Source organism: Methylophaga sp. F-2 (assembly GCF_056859315.1).
Window position 1 is genome coordinate 28,797 of the sequence record NZ_JBSXOF010000019.1, and the last position, 20,177, is coordinate 48,973.

At 44.4% G+C, this 20,177-nt stretch carries 16 protein-coding genes; 12 read left to right on the forward strand and 4 right to left on the reverse strand.

The genetic code is table 11. The features are described 5' to 3' along the window. Positions 1 to 199 precede the first annotated feature (199 nt). Both AC13DA_RS09460 and AC13DA_RS09465 read left to right on the forward strand, forming a co-directional pair. Positions 200 to 595 carry a GFA family protein gene (locus AC13DA_RS09460; protein ID WP_284451600.1) on the forward strand — a complete coding sequence of 132 codons (396 nt, stop codon included), beginning with the start codon at positions 200 to 202 and terminating at the stop codon, positions 593 to 595. Positions 596 to 750: 155 nt separating this feature from the next. Continuing rightward, on the forward strand, positions 751 to 2,598 hold the full coding sequence (locus AC13DA_RS09465; RefSeq protein WP_284451601.1) for a lytic transglycosylase domain-containing protein: 1,848 nt from the start codon (positions 751 to 753) through the stop codon (positions 2,596 to 2,598). Positions 2,599 to 2,836: 238 nt separating this feature from the next. On the opposite strand, the gene AC13DA_RS09470 is transcribed toward AC13DA_RS09465, so the two are convergent. Then, on the reverse strand, positions 2,837 to 3,943 hold the full coding sequence (locus AC13DA_RS09470) for an NADH:flavin oxidoreductase/NADH oxidase (protein ID WP_284451602.1): 1,107 nt from the start codon (positions 3,941 to 3,943) through the stop codon (positions 2,837 to 2,839). 132 nt (positions 3,944 to 4,075) lie between these two features. Here AC13DA_RS09470 and AC13DA_RS09475 point away from each other — a divergent pair, with 132 nt between their 5' ends. After that, the gene (locus AC13DA_RS09475) at positions 4,076 to 4,369 is read left to right on the forward strand and encodes an ArsR/SmtB family transcription factor (protein ID WP_482945908.1); all 294 of its coding nucleotides are present in this window, start codon (positions 4,076 to 4,078) and stop codon (positions 4,367 to 4,369) included. 105 nt (positions 4,370 to 4,474) lie between these two features. On the opposite strand, the gene AC13DA_RS09480 is transcribed toward AC13DA_RS09475, so the two are convergent. Continuing rightward, positions 4,475 to 5,050 carry a type 1 glutamine amidotransferase domain-containing protein gene (locus AC13DA_RS09480; RefSeq protein WP_284451603.1) on the reverse strand — a complete coding sequence of 192 codons (576 nt, stop codon included), beginning with the start codon at positions 5,048 to 5,050 and terminating at the stop codon, positions 4,475 to 4,477. A gap of 228 nt (positions 5,051 to 5,278) precedes the next feature. On the opposite strand from AC13DA_RS09480, the gene AC13DA_RS09485 reads away from it, so the two are divergent. From AC13DA_RS09485 to AC13DA_RS09500, 4 genes are all read left to right on the forward strand, one after another. Continuing rightward, positions 5,279 to 5,515 (forward strand): hypothetical protein, encoded by a 237-nt coding sequence (locus AC13DA_RS09485; protein ID WP_284451604.1) that lies wholly within the window; start codon positions 5,279 to 5,281, stop codon positions 5,513 to 5,515. A 117-nt stretch (positions 5,516 to 5,632) separates the two neighbouring features. Continuing rightward, positions 5,633 to 6,562 (forward strand): patatin-like phospholipase family protein, encoded by a 930-nt coding sequence (locus AC13DA_RS09490; RefSeq protein ID WP_284451605.1) that lies wholly within the window; start codon positions 5,633 to 5,635, stop codon positions 6,560 to 6,562. Between the two features lie 14 nt (positions 6,563 to 6,576). After that, the gene (locus tag AC13DA_RS09495) at positions 6,577 to 7,089 is read left to right on the forward strand and encodes an RES family NAD+ phosphorylase (RefSeq protein WP_284451606.1); all 513 of its coding nucleotides are present in this window, start codon (positions 6,577 to 6,579) and stop codon (positions 7,087 to 7,089) included. Between the two features lie 289 nt (positions 7,090 to 7,378). Then, the gene (locus AC13DA_RS09500; protein ID WP_284451607.1) at positions 7,379 to 8,110 is read left to right on the forward strand and encodes a glucose 1-dehydrogenase; all 732 of its coding nucleotides are present in this window, start codon (positions 7,379 to 7,381) and stop codon (positions 8,108 to 8,110) included. Between the two features lie 379 nt (positions 8,111 to 8,489). Here the strand turns inward: AC13DA_RS09500 and AC13DA_RS09505 are convergent, their stop codons facing one another. Then, positions 8,490 to 9,365: an alpha/beta fold hydrolase gene (locus AC13DA_RS09505; RefSeq protein WP_284451608.1), complete on the reverse strand. Its 876-nt coding sequence runs from the start codon at positions 9,363 to 9,365 to the stop codon at positions 8,490 to 8,492. Between the two features lie 132 nt (positions 9,366 to 9,497). Here AC13DA_RS09505 and AC13DA_RS09510 point away from each other — a divergent pair, with 132 nt between their 5' ends. The 5 genes from AC13DA_RS09510 (at position 9,498) to AC13DA_RS09530 (ending at position 18,127) form a co-directional block, all read left to right on the forward strand. Next, positions 9,498 to 10,082 (forward strand): CGNR zinc finger domain-containing protein, encoded by a 585-nt coding sequence (locus AC13DA_RS09510; protein ID WP_007144790.1) that lies wholly within the window; start codon positions 9,498 to 9,500, stop codon positions 10,080 to 10,082. Positions 10,083 to 10,619: 537 nt separating this feature from the next. Beyond that, positions 10,620 to 15,050 carry an autotransporter-associated beta strand repeat-containing protein gene (locus AC13DA_RS09515; protein WP_284451609.1) on the forward strand — a complete coding sequence of 1,477 codons (4,431 nt, stop codon included), beginning with the start codon at positions 10,620 to 10,622 and terminating at the stop codon, positions 15,048 to 15,050. Positions 15,051 to 15,136: 86 nt separating this feature from the next. Then, positions 15,137 to 15,652, forward strand: coding sequence for a superoxide dismutase family protein (gene sodC, locus AC13DA_RS09520; protein ID WP_007144793.1), 516 nt, complete (start codon positions 15,137 to 15,139; stop codon positions 15,650 to 15,652). Between the two features lie 217 nt (positions 15,653 to 15,869). Continuing rightward, positions 15,870 to 17,288, forward strand: a complete 1,419-nt coding sequence (locus AC13DA_RS09525) for a sensor domain-containing diguanylate cyclase (RefSeq protein WP_284451610.1) — start codon at positions 15,870 to 15,872, stop codon at positions 17,286 to 17,288. 302 nt (positions 17,289 to 17,590) lie between these two features. After that, positions 17,591 to 18,127: an AAA family ATPase gene (locus AC13DA_RS09530; protein WP_284451611.1), complete on the forward strand. Its 537-nt coding sequence runs from the start codon at positions 17,591 to 17,593 to the stop codon at positions 18,125 to 18,127. 3 nt (positions 18,128 to 18,130) lie between these two features. Here the strand turns inward: AC13DA_RS09530 and AC13DA_RS09535 are convergent, their stop codons facing one another. Continuing rightward, positions 18,131 to 20,005, reverse strand: coding sequence for a cation:proton antiporter domain-containing protein (locus AC13DA_RS09535; protein WP_284451612.1), 1,875 nt, complete (start codon positions 20,003 to 20,005; stop codon positions 18,131 to 18,133). Between the last annotated feature and the right edge of the window lie 172 nt (positions 20,006 to 20,177).

The following is a 20,177-nucleotide window of genomic DNA, read 5'->3' on the forward strand; positions in this document are numbered from 1 at the left end:
CCATATACAGAAGCTCTGAATATTATTGAAAAGAGTATTGGAACAATCAAAATTCAGATCACGGACTTAATTTAACGTAAAGAAAACACCTAAAAAGTGTAGCTGTTCGCGTTGATGGCGGATGCTCATACCAGGCAGCATGTCTCGGACGTTTTCACTTATCCTAAATTTTAACGTTACAAACAAAGGGGTTTTCACAATGATTAAGCAAGTTGGCAATACTAAAATTAAAGAACGGCATAAACTCACATGTCATTGTGGCGCAGTTGAATTATTGCTTCATCTGCCTGATGGAATTGTGAATCCAAGACGATGTAATTGTTCATTGTGCAGAAGAAAGGGTGCCATTGTTGCCACAGTGGCAGTGGATGGGTTGGAACTTATTAAAGGGGAATATATGCTCAAGCTCTATCAATTTAATACGATGGTAGCGAAACATTATTTCTGTTCAAACTGCGGTATTTATACACATCACAACCCTCGTTCTAACCCCTTAGAATATGGTTATAACGTAGGTTGCCTGGAAGGCGTAAATCCTTTTGAACTGGGTATCGTGCCCACATCAGATGGTATACATCACCCATTAGATAAATAGTTTCATCACAAAACAATCAATGGGTACAGAGTGTTTGATTCTGAACATTAAAATTCATAACACTTGTTGAAAAAGAACGGCATAATATTGCAGGCTTGTATCTGGTCCAGGCCCTGACTCTCAAGTCATTTCGCATTTAATCATTGGAACATCGAATGAAACGCATTGGATGGTTGCTTTGCATCTTATATAGTTCGAGCGCATTTTCTGCCGGCGAAGTCGAAATCCCTTTACTGGCTGAAACAACTCATCTTCAGTCCGCGATAAGTCGCGTTCTTGAATTTGATGAGAACGGCAAAGCGACACTTGGCCAAGATCCATGCAACCGGGTTGATTTATCCGATATGAAAGTGGCGACAGCTGATACCCAACTATCGGTCGATATGGCAGTGGCTGCAACAACGGGTGTTCGGGTGTTTGGCACTTGCCGGGGGCTAACGCCCTGGCAGGGCCGTCTGGCATTGAAACTGACACCACAGGTCACGGCATCAGGACTGGCGATAGAGTTTGTGCCTGCTGCGATTGAATTGTCTCGTCCAGATAGTAGCCCCGGCATTTTAAGTAAACCTGTGCAATTGATTGCCGATGCATTGGTATTGCCGCGGATGAAAAGGGTGAAAATAGATCTTGCTGGCCCACTAAACGAACTTGATGGACTGATTGAACAATTGTTGGGGCCAAATAGCACGCAGGGGATTGAACAATCCTTGGTTCAGCGAACTCATATTGCTCGCCTGCAAACAGAAGAAGATGGCGTTAGAGCCTGGTTGGCTTTTCAGGTTCGCGCTTCCGAACCTAGCGTTGAAAAGCCCGAGCCCGTTCTGGACGTTAACGAAGTGGCACAATGGCAAACGCTTGAAGATGAATTTGATGGTTTTCTAACCACCATTATTTCAACACTGGCCGAGTCAACTAATTCTCATGATTTACGAATGGAATTACTTGCCATCTTGCTCGATGCGAGATACGCCATTGCCGAGGCACTAACGGTTGATAATCCTGAGTCTGATCCCGTTCGAGATCTATTCCTGACGACATGGGAACGTTTACGCCCATTGATGAACGAATTGGAAGGCCTGGAGACACCTGGTTTGGAAGTGGATTACCGGCTTGCTGCCTTTATTGCAGGTGGTGATGCGTTGCTAGCGCTTGATGCTCTCGGGCCTGAATATGGTTTAGAAATCACTCGTGATGGACTGCGTAGACTTGCTCGTTTGCTGCTGGCTGGAACAGCGCCTCCGACGTTTACGCCATTGCCTTTGGAAGTCGATGAAGAGTTTCGTGACTTGTTTGGATTTGATACTGGAAAGAAGTCTATATCCCCATCAACTGAGTTATCACAACATATCATTGATAGTTTTGGTCTGTTAGGGGGATGGTTGTTACCTGCTGCCTATGCGGCAACGATGTCACCCGCCGAGGCACTAAAGGGCCTGGTACCACAACGCGATAATCTTAATGACTATCTTGATCTGGTTGCCAGTTTGCTTCAGGAGCAGTCCAGTACTTGGCTAGCTCAAAATAAAAAGATGCCGGATAGATTAGCTGACAGGCTCGATCCCTTGGTTCGCGCCACTGCTTGGAAAGAGTCCTGCTGGCGCCAGTTTGCCGGTTCAAGTAAAGATCCTCAGGTGTTACGGTCAGCGGTGGGGGCCGTGGGGATGATGCAGATTAATGGTCGGGTGTGGCGCAAAGTCTACGATCTTGATCGCCTGGTTGATGAAGTTGACTACAATGTAAACGCAGGCATCGATATTCTGACACACTACATGATTGATTATGCGATCCGACGAGGCGAGCACGAACAGCCCGGCGGGGATGATAATTTGATAAAAGCAAGCTATGCTGCATATAACGGCGGACCAGGACAGCTGGCGCGTTACCGTCGTGATGATACACCAGCAAGATTAAAATCCATCGATAATACATTCTGGAGCTACTACACCAGCTTCAACTCAGGTCAATTACCTGATGTTTCTACCTGCTACGTGGTCGGTAACTAGCAATTAGCCTGCTAAAAAACGCTGATCAGCCATACATTTCCAGGTAACTATTTTAACTGTCTCAATATAGAATAACGCGTGCTTTTGACGTTCACTTTTGGTGGGCAAGAATTAAAACACGACAGGAATGATATCCAGCAAATCACAAGACTAACCTTGTTTGATTTAGATTGATTACCTTACTGAGTATTAAGTTTGGATGAGTGCATAAGCACCCATCCGAACTCGCTGTAGTGAACTAATTATCTGACGGGATTTTGTATCTTGATAACCAGTGGGCATAAGGGGCTGGTAAGACCCAAGCGGGTTGATCTTTACCTAGCTCTTTTGCTGCCTGATATGGCCAATTTGGGTTTTCCAGATGGGCTCGTCCAATCATGGCTAAATCCAATTGCTCGTTTCGAACGGCTTGATCCGCCAGTTTCGGTGTGCCAAAGCCCCAAGCTGATGAAACAGGTATTTCGGCTTCATTCCTGACTCGTTGAGCAATCGGTGCCATAAATGCCGGACCCCACGGTATATTGGTGTCTGGAATAGTAAACCCAACACTGACACTTAACATATCGAGTCCGAGTTGACGCCATTCTTTGACTAATTCAATGGATTCACTGAGTGTTTCTTCATCTTTACCATCAAATTCAATCACACCAAACCGAGCGGTTAACGGCAAGTTTTCAGGCCAGACCTCTCTCACGGCTGACAGTGTCTCACGAGAGAAGCGTGCTCGATTTTCATAGCTTCCTCCATATTCATCTGTACGTAAATTTGAATGTGAAGAAGTAAAACTTTGTGCCAGATAGCCATGGGCAAAATGCAGTTCGAGCCATTCAAATCCAGCTTCATAAGCACGACGAGCGGCTTGAACAAAGTCATGCTGAACGCGCTTGATTTCATCAATACTCATTTCTTTGGGGACACGAGGAAGCTCTGCACCAAATGCAATCGCTGAGGGCGCTATTGTTTGCCATGCACGTGAATCATGTTCAGGGATATGATCATCACCTTCCCACGGCACATTAGCACTTGCTTTACGGCCGGCATGAGCAATTTGAATACCTGGCGTGGCGCCTGCTGATTTGATGAGTTCGGCTATCTCACGAAGTTGCTCTGCTTGTTCATCATTCCAAAGACCTAAACAGTGAGGCGTGATTCGACCTTCAGGTGACACAGCAGTGGCTTCAACAATGACCAGACCACTTCCACCTCGGGCTAGCGTTGCATAATGCGCTTTATGCCAGTCATTAACTAAGCCATCATCGGCCATGTACTGACACATTGGCGGGATCGCAATTCGATTTTTTAAGCTGATATCTTTTAATTTAAATGATGAAAATAAGTATGCCATGGTGATTTTCCTTTTTTTGGTAGCATGTAATTTCTGTTGTTCCAATATATTCGAACTATAGAATTAGATCAAGCAATATGCTAAATTTCTGCTATGAGAAAAATTAAACAACCCACCATAGAGCAGGTCGAGTTGACCGATATTATGTATGCCCTTGCTGATCCGACACGGTTGGAAATTGTTACGCGTCTTGCGAACGCAGGAAGGCAGCTAACCTGTGGTGAACTTGATCTTAATCGGCCTAAATCCAGTATGTCTCATCACTTTAAGATCTTACGGAGCGCTGGACTAGTTGAAACCGAGGTTAACGGTACTGAGCATATGAACTCGCTACGTATGGACGAGATTGAACAAAAGTTTCCGGGTGTGTTGAGTGCGATACTTAAAACACTGCAAGACAATTCGGACACGGCGACATCGTTATAGAAATGATTGTCGATTAATCTCCATTGTGTTGACATAAAAAAAGCCCCGCTGAAACCAGCAGGGCCTTTTTGTTTTCTATTTTAGCGAGATAAGCATTTAGCCATACTAATGCTTACCTTCAGCAAATTCCTCAATGGCTTTGCTGCAGAAAGCATCTAGATCGTCTGGTTTTCTACTGGTCACTAAACCTTGATCCACCACAACCTCTTCATTTATCCAGTTGCCACCGGCATTTTGAATGTCGGTTTTTAGACTGGGCCACGAGGTAAGCGTTTTACCTTTGATGATGTCAGCTTCTACCAGTGTCCATGGTGCATGACAAATTGCTGCAACAGGCTTGTGTTGGGTAAAAAATGCACGGACAAAATCGACTGCATTTGAGTCAGTGCGAAGTGCATCAGGATTTGCTACGCCACCGGGGAGTACTAGACCATCATAGTCACTAGCAGATACATCTGAGATGGCTTTGTCCACGCCAAACGCATCCGCTTTATCGAGGTGATTATAGCCTTGGACTTTTCCTTCTTCGAGTGCGACGAGTTCAGTGTCTGCGCCAGCAAGCTTGATTTGCTCCCAAGGGGCGGTCAGCTCCACTTGTTCAAATCCATCGGTTACAAGAAACGCAATTTTTTTTGCCTTGCAGGGTAGTTGTTGAGTTTTGCATTGGCTTGTCCTCCTCATTTAGTTGAGTGCTAAATTTGTTCAAAGTTCATGCACTGAAACTCTTTTCCTAGGGTAAAAGTAATAACTATTTAAAATCAAGGTAGAGGATTAATCTCACTTCTAAGCCAATAAAAAAATGAAATAATCCCTTGTTATTGGCTATTAAAAAAATATAAAAATACATTAAGACATGCTTTTATCACGAGGCTGTTGTGAAAAAATATGATGTGTTTATAAGGAGGCCTTGTGGCATTCTCTGAGTCAGAAAGAGAAGCACTCCTGTCTGTAAAATGGGTGGGACCGACCGTCGTAAAGAGGTTTGAGGAAATTGGCATCAATACGCTTTCAGATTTGGCGACTTATCAGGCAGAGGATATTGCGGAAATGGTGGCCTCAATGCTACGGACAAGCTGTTGGAAAAATAGCCCTCAAGCTAAAGCGGCCATTGAAGGGGCAATTGCTAGAGCAAAACAAGGGCTGTAATGTGAGTCTGCATTTAATTTTTCATTAAGTCTTAACAATGAAAGATAACTGAGCCTACTGCTAGAGAGCTATACTGACATTAATACCTTAGCCAGTAGTCATGCAATATAGGGAAAGATGAGTAAATACCGGATATTGTCTTTAGATGGTGGTGGAATTCGAGGGTTTATTACCGCCCGATTGCTTCAGCGACTGCTGGATAAACATCCTGGCTGGCTGCAACAAGTCGATTTTATTGCCGGTACATCTACCGGGGGCATACTCGCACTAGCTCTGGCAAATGGCAAAAGACCTGAAGAAATAGCTCAGCTCTATGCTAATGCTGGCCACAAAATTTTTGATGACAGTGTTTGGGACAACGTCAGAGATGTAGGAAAGCTGGTGGGGGCAGAATATTCTAATAAAGCGTTAAAACGCGAGTTAGATAAGGTCTTTGGTGGGGTGACGCTCAAAGAGTTAAAGAAGAAAGTCGCCATCCCTGCATTCGATTTAGATAATGAGCATACGGATAAAGCCAAAAGAACGTGGAAGCCGAAAATCTTTCATAACTTTTCCGGTAAAGATTCAGATGGCGATTTCACCGCAGCAAAAGTGGCAATGTACACCAGTGCTGCACCGACATTTTTCCCCTCTGTTGATGGTTATATAGACGGCGGTGTATTTGCTAATAATCCGAGTGTTGTTGCGTTGGCACAAGCGATTTCTCATGATAATCAGCCAACTGAATGTATTGATATAGCGGATATTGTTTTATTGTCTGTTGGCACGGGCGTGAGCCTGAACTTTATCAAAGGAAAATCATTAGACTGGGGGTATGGGCAATGGAGTCGGCCTTTGATTGATATTCTCATGGATGGTGTAGCTGGAATATCAGATTATCAATGTAAACAGTTGCTTGGGAATCGTTATCAGCGCCTGCAAATTGAGTTTGGACCAAATGAGTCCATCAAGTTAGACGATGTAAACAAGCTTGACCGTATGCAGCACATCGCTACTGAGTACGATCTATCAACAACGAGTGAGTGGTTAGAGCAACATTGGCTATAGGTGTTAAGTAAATAATGGGGGAGAAAACGCATATCGAGGTTGGTGGAAAATTTGTAAGAATTTGCCCAGCTAATCAAGTTGAGTCAGTTTTGCAAAGACATTCTCCCGAACGACCTGAAGCTCGCTATAACAGGCGTGGTCAGGATGCACTTTACCTGACGCCGACAGAAAGCAGTGCGCGTACGGCCATGATGAAATATGCCAAGAAGTTAACGGCACCGTTATTTTTGGTCACGTATGAGATTGATACATGCTCTCTGGCCGATTTACGCCATCCATTCTTCCAGTGTTACAGACACTTATTAGAAACTGACTGGCAAAAAGCGATTGAACAAGGCGTTGAGCCACCAAGCTGGCAAGTGTCCGATCTGTTAAGAAATGCTGATGAAGTCGGTTTGTTAGATCCTTCGCGTAAAGACCCCGCCATTTGGCATATCGTATTGTTCCGCTGGAATGAAGACGGGGCGCCTAGTGTAAGAGTCGTTGGTGAGCCCATTCCTATAGATTTAAATCAACAATCAAGCTGAGAATCAGTTAAACACTCAAAACGCACTAGGGTTATTGGATTGTTTAGGGATAACCGTGTCAAAACATATAGAAAACACTATTGCTGAGCTTATTGGTCATGTTTGCATTATCCTAACCATAGTTTTGCATCAAACTTAGAGGAAGATGGTCAGAAATATCTCAGGCAGGTCAAAGACAGCATTCAGCATTAATAGTGCACCCTAATTAAATTGCGCTACGATAATCATTTACATCAATTGTCTTAGTAGGCGAAGTTATTCGCTAGAAGAAAGTTAAAAAGGACGGGGTTTGAATAAAACAGTCATCATCACGGGGGGGAGTCGAGGTATTGGCGCCGCAACGTCTCGTGTTCTCGCCAAACAAGGCTATAACGTTTGCATAAATTTTATTAATAACGAAGCTGCTGCTTCTCAGCTTTGTGATGAGATAAAGCAGGGCGGTGGTCGGGCGATGCTTTTCAAAGCTGATGTATCAATAGAAGCAGATGTTGAATCGTTGTTTGGGGCGGCCAATGCTGAGTTCGGTACCGTTACTCATCTGGTGAACAATGTTGGGATTTTATTTGAAAAAACCGACTTTACTCAGATTACTGCAGAACGATTTATGAAAGTCATGAACACCAATGTTCTCAGTGCCTTTCTTTGTTCCAAAGCCTTTGTTCGTCAAAAAAACAAGGAGGGTGCAATCGTCAATGTCTCATCAGCAGCATCGAGAACAGGCTCACCTTTTGAATACGTTGACTATGCTTCATCTAAAGGTGCGATGGATTCGCTAACCAAAGGGCTTTCAATAGAATTGGCGGCTAAAAATATCAGAGTTAATTGTGTGCGTCCTGGCTTTATACAAACAGATATTCATGCTGATGGAGGTGAACCGGATAGAGTAAAACGGTTGAGTTCGCAGATCCCGTTACAGCGAGGTGGGAAACCAGAGGAAGTCGCCAATGCTATTGCCTGGCTTTTATCCGATGAAGCTTCATATGCTACGGGCTCATTTGTAGATATTGCCGGTGGAAGGTAATGATATAGACACTTTGATACCAAACTATGATGAATAAAATTCTAGCCGTCTGTTTTGTTGTCTTTTTTATTATGATACTAGTGAGTGTCTGTATCTTTTTTATTCAATATTTTCGTGCAAGTCTTTTTCATAGAAACTATAAAAGACCCTGGTATTTCGATTACCTGCCGTTTAATGACTTAAGAAAAGATCATTTTTTAAAGAGTGGGGATGAGCATATAGCAAAGGCATCTGCTTATGGGCCAATGTTTTTGATAGGTGTTGTGGGGTTCTTTATCACACTTTTACTTCATAAAGTTTTTTCTTGAGAGTTTGTCAGCCATAGTTATAAAAAAGCCGGTAGCCTACGCTAACCGGCTTTTGTTTTTTTCAATTAAGCTTATTCATCACCAATCACTTCACGGATTCGCTGAGTAATATAGCCGACGTGTGTTTCCAGTGCGAAGTGACCGGTATCCAGTAACTCGACCACAGCATTGGGATTATCTCGCTTGAAGGCTTCTGCACCGGGTGGGATAAAGAAGGGATCGTGTTTACCCCATATAATCAATGAAGGCAGCTGAGTTTCACGGAAGAATTCCTGAAACTGAGGATAAATTTCCAGATTGTTTTGGTAGTCGAGAAACAGGTCTAACTGAATCCCTTTATTGCCTTCACGTTCAAATAAAAATGTATCCAGATAATAAGCTTCCGGTGCTAACAACTCCTCATTTTCTACCCCATGAGCATATTGCCAGCGTGTACCTTCCAGATTGAGAATAGCATCATGAACTACCTGACGATTTTCAGCATTAGGTTCTGCCCAATATGCTTGGACAGGTGCCCAGGCATCGCCCAGACCTTCCAGATACGCATTACCATTTTGTGAAATAAAGCCGGTTACACGTTCCGGATAAGCTAATGCCAGACGCAGGCCAGCTGGTGCACCATAATCAAACACATACATGGCGTATTCATCGAGCTTCAACGTATCGACAAACTTCACCAAAGTATCGCCCAAGCTATCAAAGTTATAAGTGTAGTGGCGTGCATCAGGGACTTCAGTAAAGCCAAACCCAGGCAAGTCAGGTGCAATAATATGAAACTTATCGGCTAATAAGGGGATGAGTTCACGGAACTGATGTGATGAGCTTGGAAAGCCATGAAGAAGCAATAAAATGGGTAATGTTTTATCTCCGGCTTCACGATAAAAAATACGTACGCCATCAGTCTCGACAAATTTGTAATGAATTGGGTGGTGTGTATTTTTAGTCATCATTTCTCCTTGTGTAACTAATAAAAAGTATTTTTACAGGTTACCTGTGTGGTGCAGTATGAATAGTAAAAAGTAACTAGTCAAGTGCTATTTAACTGGTTACAATATTGCTAAGGTACAAGAGGGTGTGAAATGACTGATTTAGCTGGAATAAAGAAAGAACCTATTGTGATTGCTGACCACCTAGCATTGGATATGTTGAATACGGTGGCTATTGTGGATAAACAGCAGGCTGATTTTTGGCAAACGGATGAAGATGTGGTTTATTGGCTAAAGACGGTAGCAGGCATTAAGCTGAGATCTTATCAATCGTTTAAGCAAGGCGAGATACTTGAGACCGCCAGAGAGTTAAGAGAAGTCATTCGTAAGCTGGTGGTAAAAAAGAAAGCAGATTCGCTAAACAGTATTAAACCCATAGAACCCTTTCTAGATGCATCGCTGAGCTGGATCAGTCTGCAAAAAAATGCAGAAGGGCAATGGCATCAACACCGTTGTTATAAGCAGGATACGGTCAAACAAGTTTTCGGTCCGATAACAGAAGCGGCCGCTGCATTATTAGCTGAGGTAGATTTTAATCTGGTCAGAGTCTGTGAGCATGACGAGTGCATTCTCTGGTTTCTGGATCGCACCAAAACACATAAAAGACGATGGTGCAGTATGGCTTTGTGTGGCAATAGACATAAAGTGGCTAAACACAGAAAGCAAAAAGCCCAATAAATTTTATCAGCTTGCCTGGCAGAATCCTCGTAACTCATACGGTTATATGAGACTTTTGTCAGTTATTGACTCCAATATTTCAAAATTTCACTTTTTTCAAAAATCATACTTTTGGCTGATAGTTTTTAATGCCACATTTCTTTATGCTCCATCCGCTAATAAGTTTGTTAATTAACGATTGCCAAACATCACGTGAATCGAGGCGGAAAGTTTCAGGAATAAAGCTAACATGAGCTGGATTACACAAGTAAATGGGGTGTGAGAAATAAATAGCTATGGTCTACCTTAGCCATATTTACTGAGCCTTTAGGTGGTGACGTTAACCAGCTCTTGCCGACCCAGCATAAAAAATCAATCAGTCTAGTTTTGCCAAATAGAGAGGCATGCATCTGACACAAAGAAAGTTATTTTTACCTATAGATAATTGATTAATAAAAATAATAAATAAACTGAGAGCCTGAAAAATGTTGAGTGAGCCTACCTGCACTTAAAGGCAACTTTAATTACAAACAATGTTAAAAATAAATAAGAAATACGATGAAATCATCGAATCAAATATTCACAAAAGCACCTCGTTCAAAACTAAAACCACTGGTTGCAGCTATGTTGCCGTTGATGGCTTTCGGCATCCATAATCCAGTTTTGGCTGCTGTGATTGACTATACCAATGGCGAAGAGAAAACCGATGCTATTGCCTTGACTGATAACTCAACCCAGCTTCAGGTCACGGCAGGCACAGCAACGCAATCTGGGAGCATCGATGGTGATTTTGATCTCGAAAAAATTGGCGCTGGCACCCTCATATTCTCTGGAATGAATTCTTATAGGGGTGACACCAACATTTCTGCTGGAACATTACGCATAGCAAACACAGGGGCTATTCCTAATATAAGCGGCACCGTCAACGTTTCAGCAGGTGCGTTCTTCGATATCGCCACATCTGTTTCAATCAACGGTTTTACCGGTGCTGGAACCACGTCCATTAATACCAGTCAGACCTTAACCATAGGAGTTAATAGCTCAGCTAGTGCGCAAAACATTGAATATTCCGGAGTGATTACCGGCGCGGGCAACTTGTATTCATATGCAAATCGAACCTTATCAGGTAATAACAGTTACACAGGGACAACCACTGTCGATAACGGGACAGTCATCGTATCAGCAACCGGCGATATCAATGAAAGTTCGGCAATATCAATTACAGCCAACGGTACTCTTAATGTTGATGGTGGCGGCAATGCAGCAATCGGTGACACAGTTGCTATAACGAATGCGGGTAATTTCATACTGACAGGCAGTGATGAAACCATCGGTTCCATTACTGGCGCAGGTAATATCAACCTCAACAACAACACCTTGACCACAGGCAGTGATGGCACATCGACAACTGTTTCTGGAGTGATTTCAGGTCCCGGCGGCCGTTTAACTAAAGAGGGCGCTGGTACATTCACTTTATCAGGCGCCAATACCTACACTGGCGCTACTACAATCAATGCTGGCACACTACAGGCAGCCAACGCCTCGGCGCTGGGTAAAAACAGCGCGGTAACAGTCAATGGTGGTTCACTTGATCTAACCACCGACCTAAGCATCGGCTCATTAGCTGGCGCAGGCAATGTCACGTTAAATGCAAACACACTCACTACGGGTAGCAACAATAGCTCAACAACCTATTCGGGCGTTTTATCCGGCAACGGAGCATTAATTAAACAAGGCACGGGCACAACAACCTTATCCGGCACCAACACCTATACCGGCGGCACCACCATTAACGACGGCGCTATCCGTATTGGCGCAGCAGATAATCTGGGGAGTGGCGCGCTGACCTTGGATGGCGGCACTTTACAAACCACGGCGAGCTTTACCAGCAGTCGCGGCACTACACTGGGTGCTAGTGGTGGTAGCTTTAATATCGATGCCGGCACCACGCTGAGTCAAAGTGGGCAGATCACTGGTAGTGGCAGGCTCAGCAAAACAGGTGAAGGCACGCTGACCCTCTCCGGCACCAACACCTATACCGGCGGCACCACCATTAACGACGGTACTATCCGTATTGGCGCAGCAGATAATATGGGGAGTGGCCCGCTGACCTTGGACGGCGGCACTTTACAAACCACGGCGAGCTTTACCAGCAATCGCGGCACTACACTGGGGGCGAGTGGCGGTAGCTTTAATATCGATACCGGCACCACGCTGCGCGAAAGTGGGCAGATCACTGGTAGCGGCAGGCTCAGCAAAACGGGTGAAGGCACGCTGACCCTGTCTGGCACCAACACCTATACCGGCGGCACCACCATTAACGACGGCACATTACAGATTGGTAATGGCGGCACCTCAGGCACGCTGGGTACTGGGAATGTCATCAACAACAGCGCCCTGGTCTTTAATCGCTCCGATGATTCGAGCTATACCGGGGTCATTAGCGATACGGGGACAGTCACCAAAGACGGTGCGGGCACGCTGACCTTGTCTGGCACCAACACCTACAGCGGCGGCACAACCATTAACGCCGGCACCATCCGCATTAGTGCAAACAACAATCTAGGAACCGGCACGCTGACGCTGGACGGTGGCACCTTGCAGACCACCAGCACTTTTTCTAGCAGCCGCCTCACCACGCTCAACGCAGGTGGAGGTACCTATAACATTGATTCAGGCATCACGCTGACCCAAAGTGGGAATATCAGCGGCAGCGGCAGCCTCACCAAAACAGGTGAGGGCACGCTGGTTCTCAGCGGGTCAAACAACACTTTCACAGGTGGCACCGTCGTTGCTGATGGCAGGCTGATAGCGCTAGATGGTGGCGCGATAGCGAAAGCAGGAAACATCACCAACAATGCCATCGTTGAATTTCAGATAGGCTTAAACGCCAGTGAATATCACTACGATCAGATAAGCGGAACAGGCAGCCTGATCAAATCTGGAGCCGGCAATGTTGTCCTAAATGGCAACAATACCTATACCGGCGGTACAACCATCTCAGAAGGCATTTTATCCATCGGCGGAACAGCCGGATCAATAACAGGCGATATCCTTAACAACGGTGAGCTAAGGTTGTTGCGCACGAACGACTACACCTTTGCCGGGGATATCAGTGGTACGGGTAGTGTCTCCAACTATCTTTCAGGCACGACAACCCTAACTGGAAATAACACCTATTCAGGCATTACCTATATTCGGGACGGCATCCTGCAAATCGGTGACGGTGGCACTTCGGGCACGCTAGGTACTGGAAATGTCACCAACAACAGCACTCTGGTCTTTAACCGATCCGATGATTCAGGCTACGCAGGTGTGATCAGCGGTACCGGTTCTGTAACTAAAGAAAGCGCAGGCAACTTTAACCTCACCGGCACTAATACCTACACCGGCGCGACTACAGTCAACGCAGGTATCCTGTCAGTCAATGGCTCAATCAGTAATTCCACGACTAACGTGAATAGCGGCGGAACGTTAGGTGGTACAGGTACCGTGGGTGATGTCTTTATCAATGGCGGTACGTTTGCTCCCGGTAATTCCATCGGCACTATCAATGTGTCGGGCAATGTGGATTTTAGTGGTGGCGGTAACTACGATGTAGAAGTGGATGCAGCAGGGAATAGCGATAAAATCGTTGCGACAGGTAGCGCTACGTTAAACAGCGGTATCGTCAATGTGAAAGCGGCACCAGGCACCTATGCGTATGCCACAGACTATACTATTCTCACCGCCAGCGGCGGACTGGGGGGGGCAACCTTTGATAGTGTGAATGCGGATCTGGCCTTTTTAACGCCGACCTTGAGTTATGATGCCAATAATGTGTTTCTTAAGTTGACTCGCAACGATGTCAGCTTCAATGATGTGGCCAGCACGCGTAACCAACAAGCCGTAGCACAGGCTGTGGATAGCAATATTAATGATCTGAGCAGTTTAGTCAGTCAGATCACGCCCTTATCCAGTTTAGCTGCAAGACAGGCTTTTGATAGTTTAAGTGGTGTTCAGCACAGCAATAACCAACTTGTCAGCCGTTCTGTAAGTTCACAATTTAATAAGCTGTTGCTCAATCACGGCAGTCAAAGCGCGTCTGGTTCAATGGCTTTTAATGCCCAGTCGCCTAAGGCAACAGGTTATAACTCAGGTTCAGCATCCCAACTGGTTGAAGCTCGTGGCTGGTGGACACAGGGCTTTGGCAGTTTTAATAAGATTGACGATACCAACAATGCTCGCGGTGCTGATTATCAAACCACTGGCTTGGCCTTGGGGTTCGATGTCGATTGGAATGATTTTGTGATAGGTGTTGCAGGCAGTTATGCCCGCACGGATGTGGATCCTTATTCAGGTAACAGCACCATTGATTCCTACCAAGCCGCTATCTATGGTAGCTGGCAACAGGATAAGCTTTACGTTAATGCTAGTGTCGGACTGGGGCTGCATGAAGTCGATGCTTCGCGTACGGTCATCATGGGGTCTTCGGTCAGTACGGCTAAAGCTGATTACGATAGTTTTGACATCAACAGCACGATTGAAACAGGCAAAGACTTTGCTCTCGGAGCAGACACTACATTGACACCGTTTGCTGGCGTTTCTTATCTCTACAACACGCGGGAAAGTTTTACTGAGAAGGGGGCTGGTAGTGCTAATCTGAAGGTGGATAAGGAAAACGACGAGAGTTTACAGACTTCGATTGGTTTGCGTGTCAGCCACAATATCCAAATGAAGAATAACCGTGTTCTTACCCCGGTCGCTAGTATCGCTTATGTGCATGAACATATGGATAGCGTTACTGAGGTTGATGCCCGTTTTAACGGCGTGCCTTCATCAAGCTTTGTAGTGGAAGGTCCGGACCTGGATAGGCATCGCTTACAACTTGGCTTGGGAATTAGTGGTGAATTAACTTCAAGCACACGTTTGGTTTTAGGTTATTACGGTGAGTTTGCTGAGTCTCATCAGAATAACGCCTTCTCAGCCACACTGGATATGGCCTTCTAACGTTATGTTGACTCAATCTTATCGGAACATCTCCTGATAATGACAGTCCAGAATAGTGAGTTGTTATAACCACAAAAGGAGATGGTATGAAACTTAAAACGGCTTTCCTCACGTCATTGTTACTGACATCAACGGCTTTTGCTGCAGATGATATTACGGTCGATATGACCAATCTCAATACCGGTGAAAGTGTCGGCACAGTCACTATTAGCAGTCATCCATACGGTACCGTATTTACGCCACACTTAAAAAATCTGCCTACGGGTATTCATGGTTTCCATGTGCATGAAATTGCTTCCTGTGACGCCAAGAAAAAAGACGGTGAATTAGTACTCGGTGGTGCAGCAGGTAGCCATTATGATCCCTCCAATACAGGACAGCATGCTGCGCCATGGAGTTTTGAAGGTCATAAAGGCGATTTACCTGCCTTGTATGTGGATGAAAATGGCAATGCCACCTTACCGGTATTATCGCCAAAACTTAAACTGAAAGAATTACATAATCGTTCATTGATGATTCATCTGAACGGGGATAACTATTCGGATAATCCCAAGCCGCTTGGCGGTGGTGGCGCTCGACTGGCCTGTGGTGTCATCCACTAATCAGTTGTCAGAGAACCCGCTATGCAGCGGGTTCTTTTTATTTGTTCATATACGCTTTTATTTTCAAATAGATATCTTTGGCTGATCGGCCACGCTTTTGATACACCTTTGGATACTGAATATAGCAATTTTTTAATATGCCGCTTAATATCAAGGAGTGAGCAATTGGTGTATGTAATTGATAGAAGTAGATAAGTAACACATTAATGAGGTTCTCATGAGTCATCATCAAATCAATACCATCTTGAGAGACATGAGAGTCAGCCTTTATAGCTTATTTATATTGTTATTTTTTCTGGGCAGTTACTTTATTTATTTGATGGTGCAGTCATTTCATCACTTAAATGACAATGCAATTTCATCATCCCGAACTGTTGCTGACAGTGTTTTTTATAATGAGCGTGAGAGTCTAGGGAAAGTAGTTTACGACTACAGCTTCTGGAATGATGCGGCTGAGGCGCTTGCTGGCGTTGATGAAGCAGCCTATTTTGAAGAAAACTTTGATAATGATTATTTATTCAATACCTTCAATGTTAACCAAGTCATCATTTATGAACGCGATAGTACGCTTAAAGAAAGCTTCGTAAATGGTGTAAGTGAGGAGGTCAGTAGTCCAATTTATACTGCCACTGCTCTTGAGCGAATATTTGAGCGAGCCATAAAAACTGATTATGACTCGCCTGAGCCAGTCACTTCCTATATCAGTATGTCTGGTCAAATTCATGCCATCGCCGCATCCGCTATTGTGGCGGATAAACAAACTGACACATTGAATAAAGGTCAGCTGTATGGTGTCTTGATGATGACCCGCCAGTTAGATAAGCCGCTTCTGAAGAAATGGGAAAGACAGTTTCATTTACATGATCTCACTATCCAAACCACCAATGCCCTATTGAAAAAAAGCTATATCGCTGAAGACATTACAGATATTGATGGAAATGTTATAGCCCGGGCTATATGGAAGCCTCATCAACCAGGAAAGAACTACATAAGCGAGATATTACCGATTACCGGAGTTATCATTTTGTGTGTGGTTATTATCCTGGTTGTAATTTCTACCTTCATGAATAAATACATCAGGCACACTATGTCAGCTGCCAGACAGCTTGAAAATCATCGTGATGAGTTACAGCAATTGGCTCATTATGATTCGGTGACAAAATTACCTAACCGGCTGTTAGGCATGGATCGACTTGAACAGGCGATTCTGGCTTCATCACGCTATGGCTCGTTTACCGCACTATTGTTTATTGATCTTGATGGCTTTAAAGAGGTCAATGACACCTTAGGTCATGATATTGGTGATGAGTTGTTATATGAAATTGGTCAGCGCTTATTGTCTTGTGTGAGAGAGGGGATTGATACCGTATCCCGGCTCGGGGGGGATGAATTTATCGTCACCCTGACACAGTTACAAAGTCAATCTGATGCTATCAGTGTCGCTGAGGATATTCTTATGATCATCAAGAAAGATATTGTTATCAATGATAAGAACATTGCCATTTCAGCAAGTATTGGCGTTGCCATTTCACAGGGCGTTGACCTTGATGCAAAACAAATGGTCAAACAAGCAGATATTGCAATGTACAAGGCGAAGTTAGCAGGGAAAAATCAGTTTATTTTAGCTGATGAATAGTTTCCTTAATCAACGCTAGAGCTGTTGCTATATGTTTGCAAATCACGTAAGTAACTGAATATTAAGTTTTTTTCTGGTTTGATGGCGTGAATCTGAAAAGCCGGATGTTGCTGGCGTGAAGAATAAGACAGCTGGCGGCACCCGCACTGTACTGACGTTCGAAGTGAGTACAATCATTTTAGAATGGTTATCACCTAAGCAAACTCATCCTGATGTTGTTCCACGACCAAATAAATATTGCCGATAGAATCAAGTGCCGCACATTAATACTCACAAAAAATAAACGCAAAAAGGAGGAGCTAATGGCGAATATTGTTGTGCTTACCGGTGGTCCTGGAGCAGGAAAAACAACGGTATTGGATCAATTAAGAAAAAAAGGATATTCATGTTCAAATGAGGTCGGACGGAAAGTGATTCAACAACAACTCAAACAGAAAGGGGCGGCATTACCCTGGAGAGACAAAACCGCTTTTCGTGATGCTATGCTCAAACAAGAGGTGATTCGTTATCGCCAATATAATCATCACCAAGGCCCTGTCTTTTTTGACAGAGGCATACTGGATTCTTTGGCTTACAGTCGGCTTGAAGGGCTCGAAGTAGACGAAAAATGGTGTCACTTGTTTGAAGAGCTGACGGTGCATAAAACCGTGTTTTTATTCCCACCTTGGCAAGAAATTTATATGAATGATGCCGAACGTAAACAAGATTTTAAAGAAGCCATCCGCACATACGAGCATATGGTGAGCGTATATAGTGAGTATAGCTATACATTAATGGACGTACCTTGTGTGTCGGTTGATGAACGCACGCATTTTATTTTGAACACATTGGCTGAGTGAGGATTACTTATCTGCTGAAGCCTCGGCGGATATTGCTTGCATCTTCACACCGACGGCAGGCTCCCACTCTTCTAACAGCGTTAACATGCGGGCAATGTATTCCTCATTCTCATAGTTTGGCACACCCAGCTTATGGGCATCAGCGACAGCGAGCATGAGTTTTTTCTCATGATCATTAAACACATCGATCATTTTTTCTGCCTTATCCCGAACGATACCGAGTGCTTCAAAGGCTGAACGCCCCATACGTAAACTACTATCGTGTGTTTCCCGAATAATATCGCGGCAACCATGTGCGTAGAGATCATAAACATGATTATTATCGGTTGCACGACTGACAATATGCACATGAGGGTAGTTTTCAGAGACATATTTAACCAGTTTTGAAATTTTGTCGGTTTCATCAATGGCGACAATCAATAATTTAGCTTCATCAATGCCAGCAGCGGTTAATAAGTCGGGGCGAGTGGCATCACCAAAATAGGTTTTTAGTCTGAATCGTTTCAGAATTTCCAGACGTTCTGAACTGTAGTCGATGACGGTGGTATCAAAGCCCGCAGCCCGCAGAAGGCGGTCGATCATTAAGCCCATCCGACCCGAACCCGCGATAATGATATTAGCCTCGCTGTTGATTTCATCGGCTTCTCTGGCCTGAGTTTTATTGTATTGCTTTGCAATGACTTTATCGTAAATGATAAACAGCAATGGTGTGAGTAACATGGATAACGCCACAACTAATAATAAAAGTTCAGAAATATCGGCGGGGATAACACCGTTGTGAACGGTGAACGAGAGCAAGACAAAACCAAATTCACCCGCTTGTGACAGACCGAGAGCAAACAGCCATTTATGTGCACCATGCAGTTTGAATATAAGCGCTAAAAGCATCATGACAATGGCTTTGACCGCGATCAAACCCAACGTTGATGAGACAATCAACAGGAAATTATCAGTGAGCAAATGGAAATTAATTCCAGCACCAACCGTCATAAAAAACAGCCCCAACAGCAAGCCTTTAAATGGCGCGATATTGCTTTCGAGTTCGTGTTTATAGGCAGAGTTTGCTAATACCACACCCGCTAAAAAGGTACCCAAAGCGGGTGATAAACCGACTAAAGACATCAACAAAGCAATGCCAATCACAAACATCAAGGCGGTGGCTGTGAATAGTTCACGCAAGTGGGCGAGTGAAATAAAGCGGAATATAGGTGAAATCAGGTAATTCCCTCCTAATACTACGGTGCCAACAGCCGCGATAGTAACCAAAGCCACTTGCCAGCTATTCAGACCATCGATCAAGCTCAGGCTTTGCTCGGTTGCAGGAGCGAGTTCAGAACTGGCTTGATTGATCACGTTTACCAGCTCCGGCAGAGCAAGCAATGGCACCAGTGCCAGCATTGGAATGACGGCAATGTCCTGCATTAAAAGAACGGCTAAGGAAGCCTGGCCACCATCTGATTTTAATAGTCCTCTTTCCGTCAGCGTTTGCAAAACAATAGCTGTGGAAGATAAGGAAAAGATAAGACCGATAGTGAACGAGACTGACCAGGGTTGATCCAGCATGATGCCAATCGCTGTGACCGCGCCAGTGGTTAATAAAATCTGGCCGCCACCCAAACCAAGTAAACGAGCACGCATGGACCAGAGTTTTCTCGGCTCTAATTCCAAGCCAATCAGAAAGAGCATCATCACCACACCAAATTCAGCGATATGCTGTATGGCTGAGACATTGACATTGAACAGTGTTAACAGCGGGCTGATGAGGATACCAGCAATCAAATAGCCTAGGACCGACCCTAGTGAAAAATGAGATGCAATAGGGACAACTAATACACCTGCAGCCAGAAATACAAAGGTCAGAAGCAGGATGTCAGTCATCAGTTATATCCATAAAACAGAATAGTAGTAAGTAAGGAAGAACGCTTTGCAGAAGTGGTCTCAAACACACGATATGGTCGTCTGCTTGACGACACTACATCTGTTGAAAATATAGCATATACGATTTATTGCAAATGACTTTTTAGTGATGCATGCACCTTGGCTGGATAGA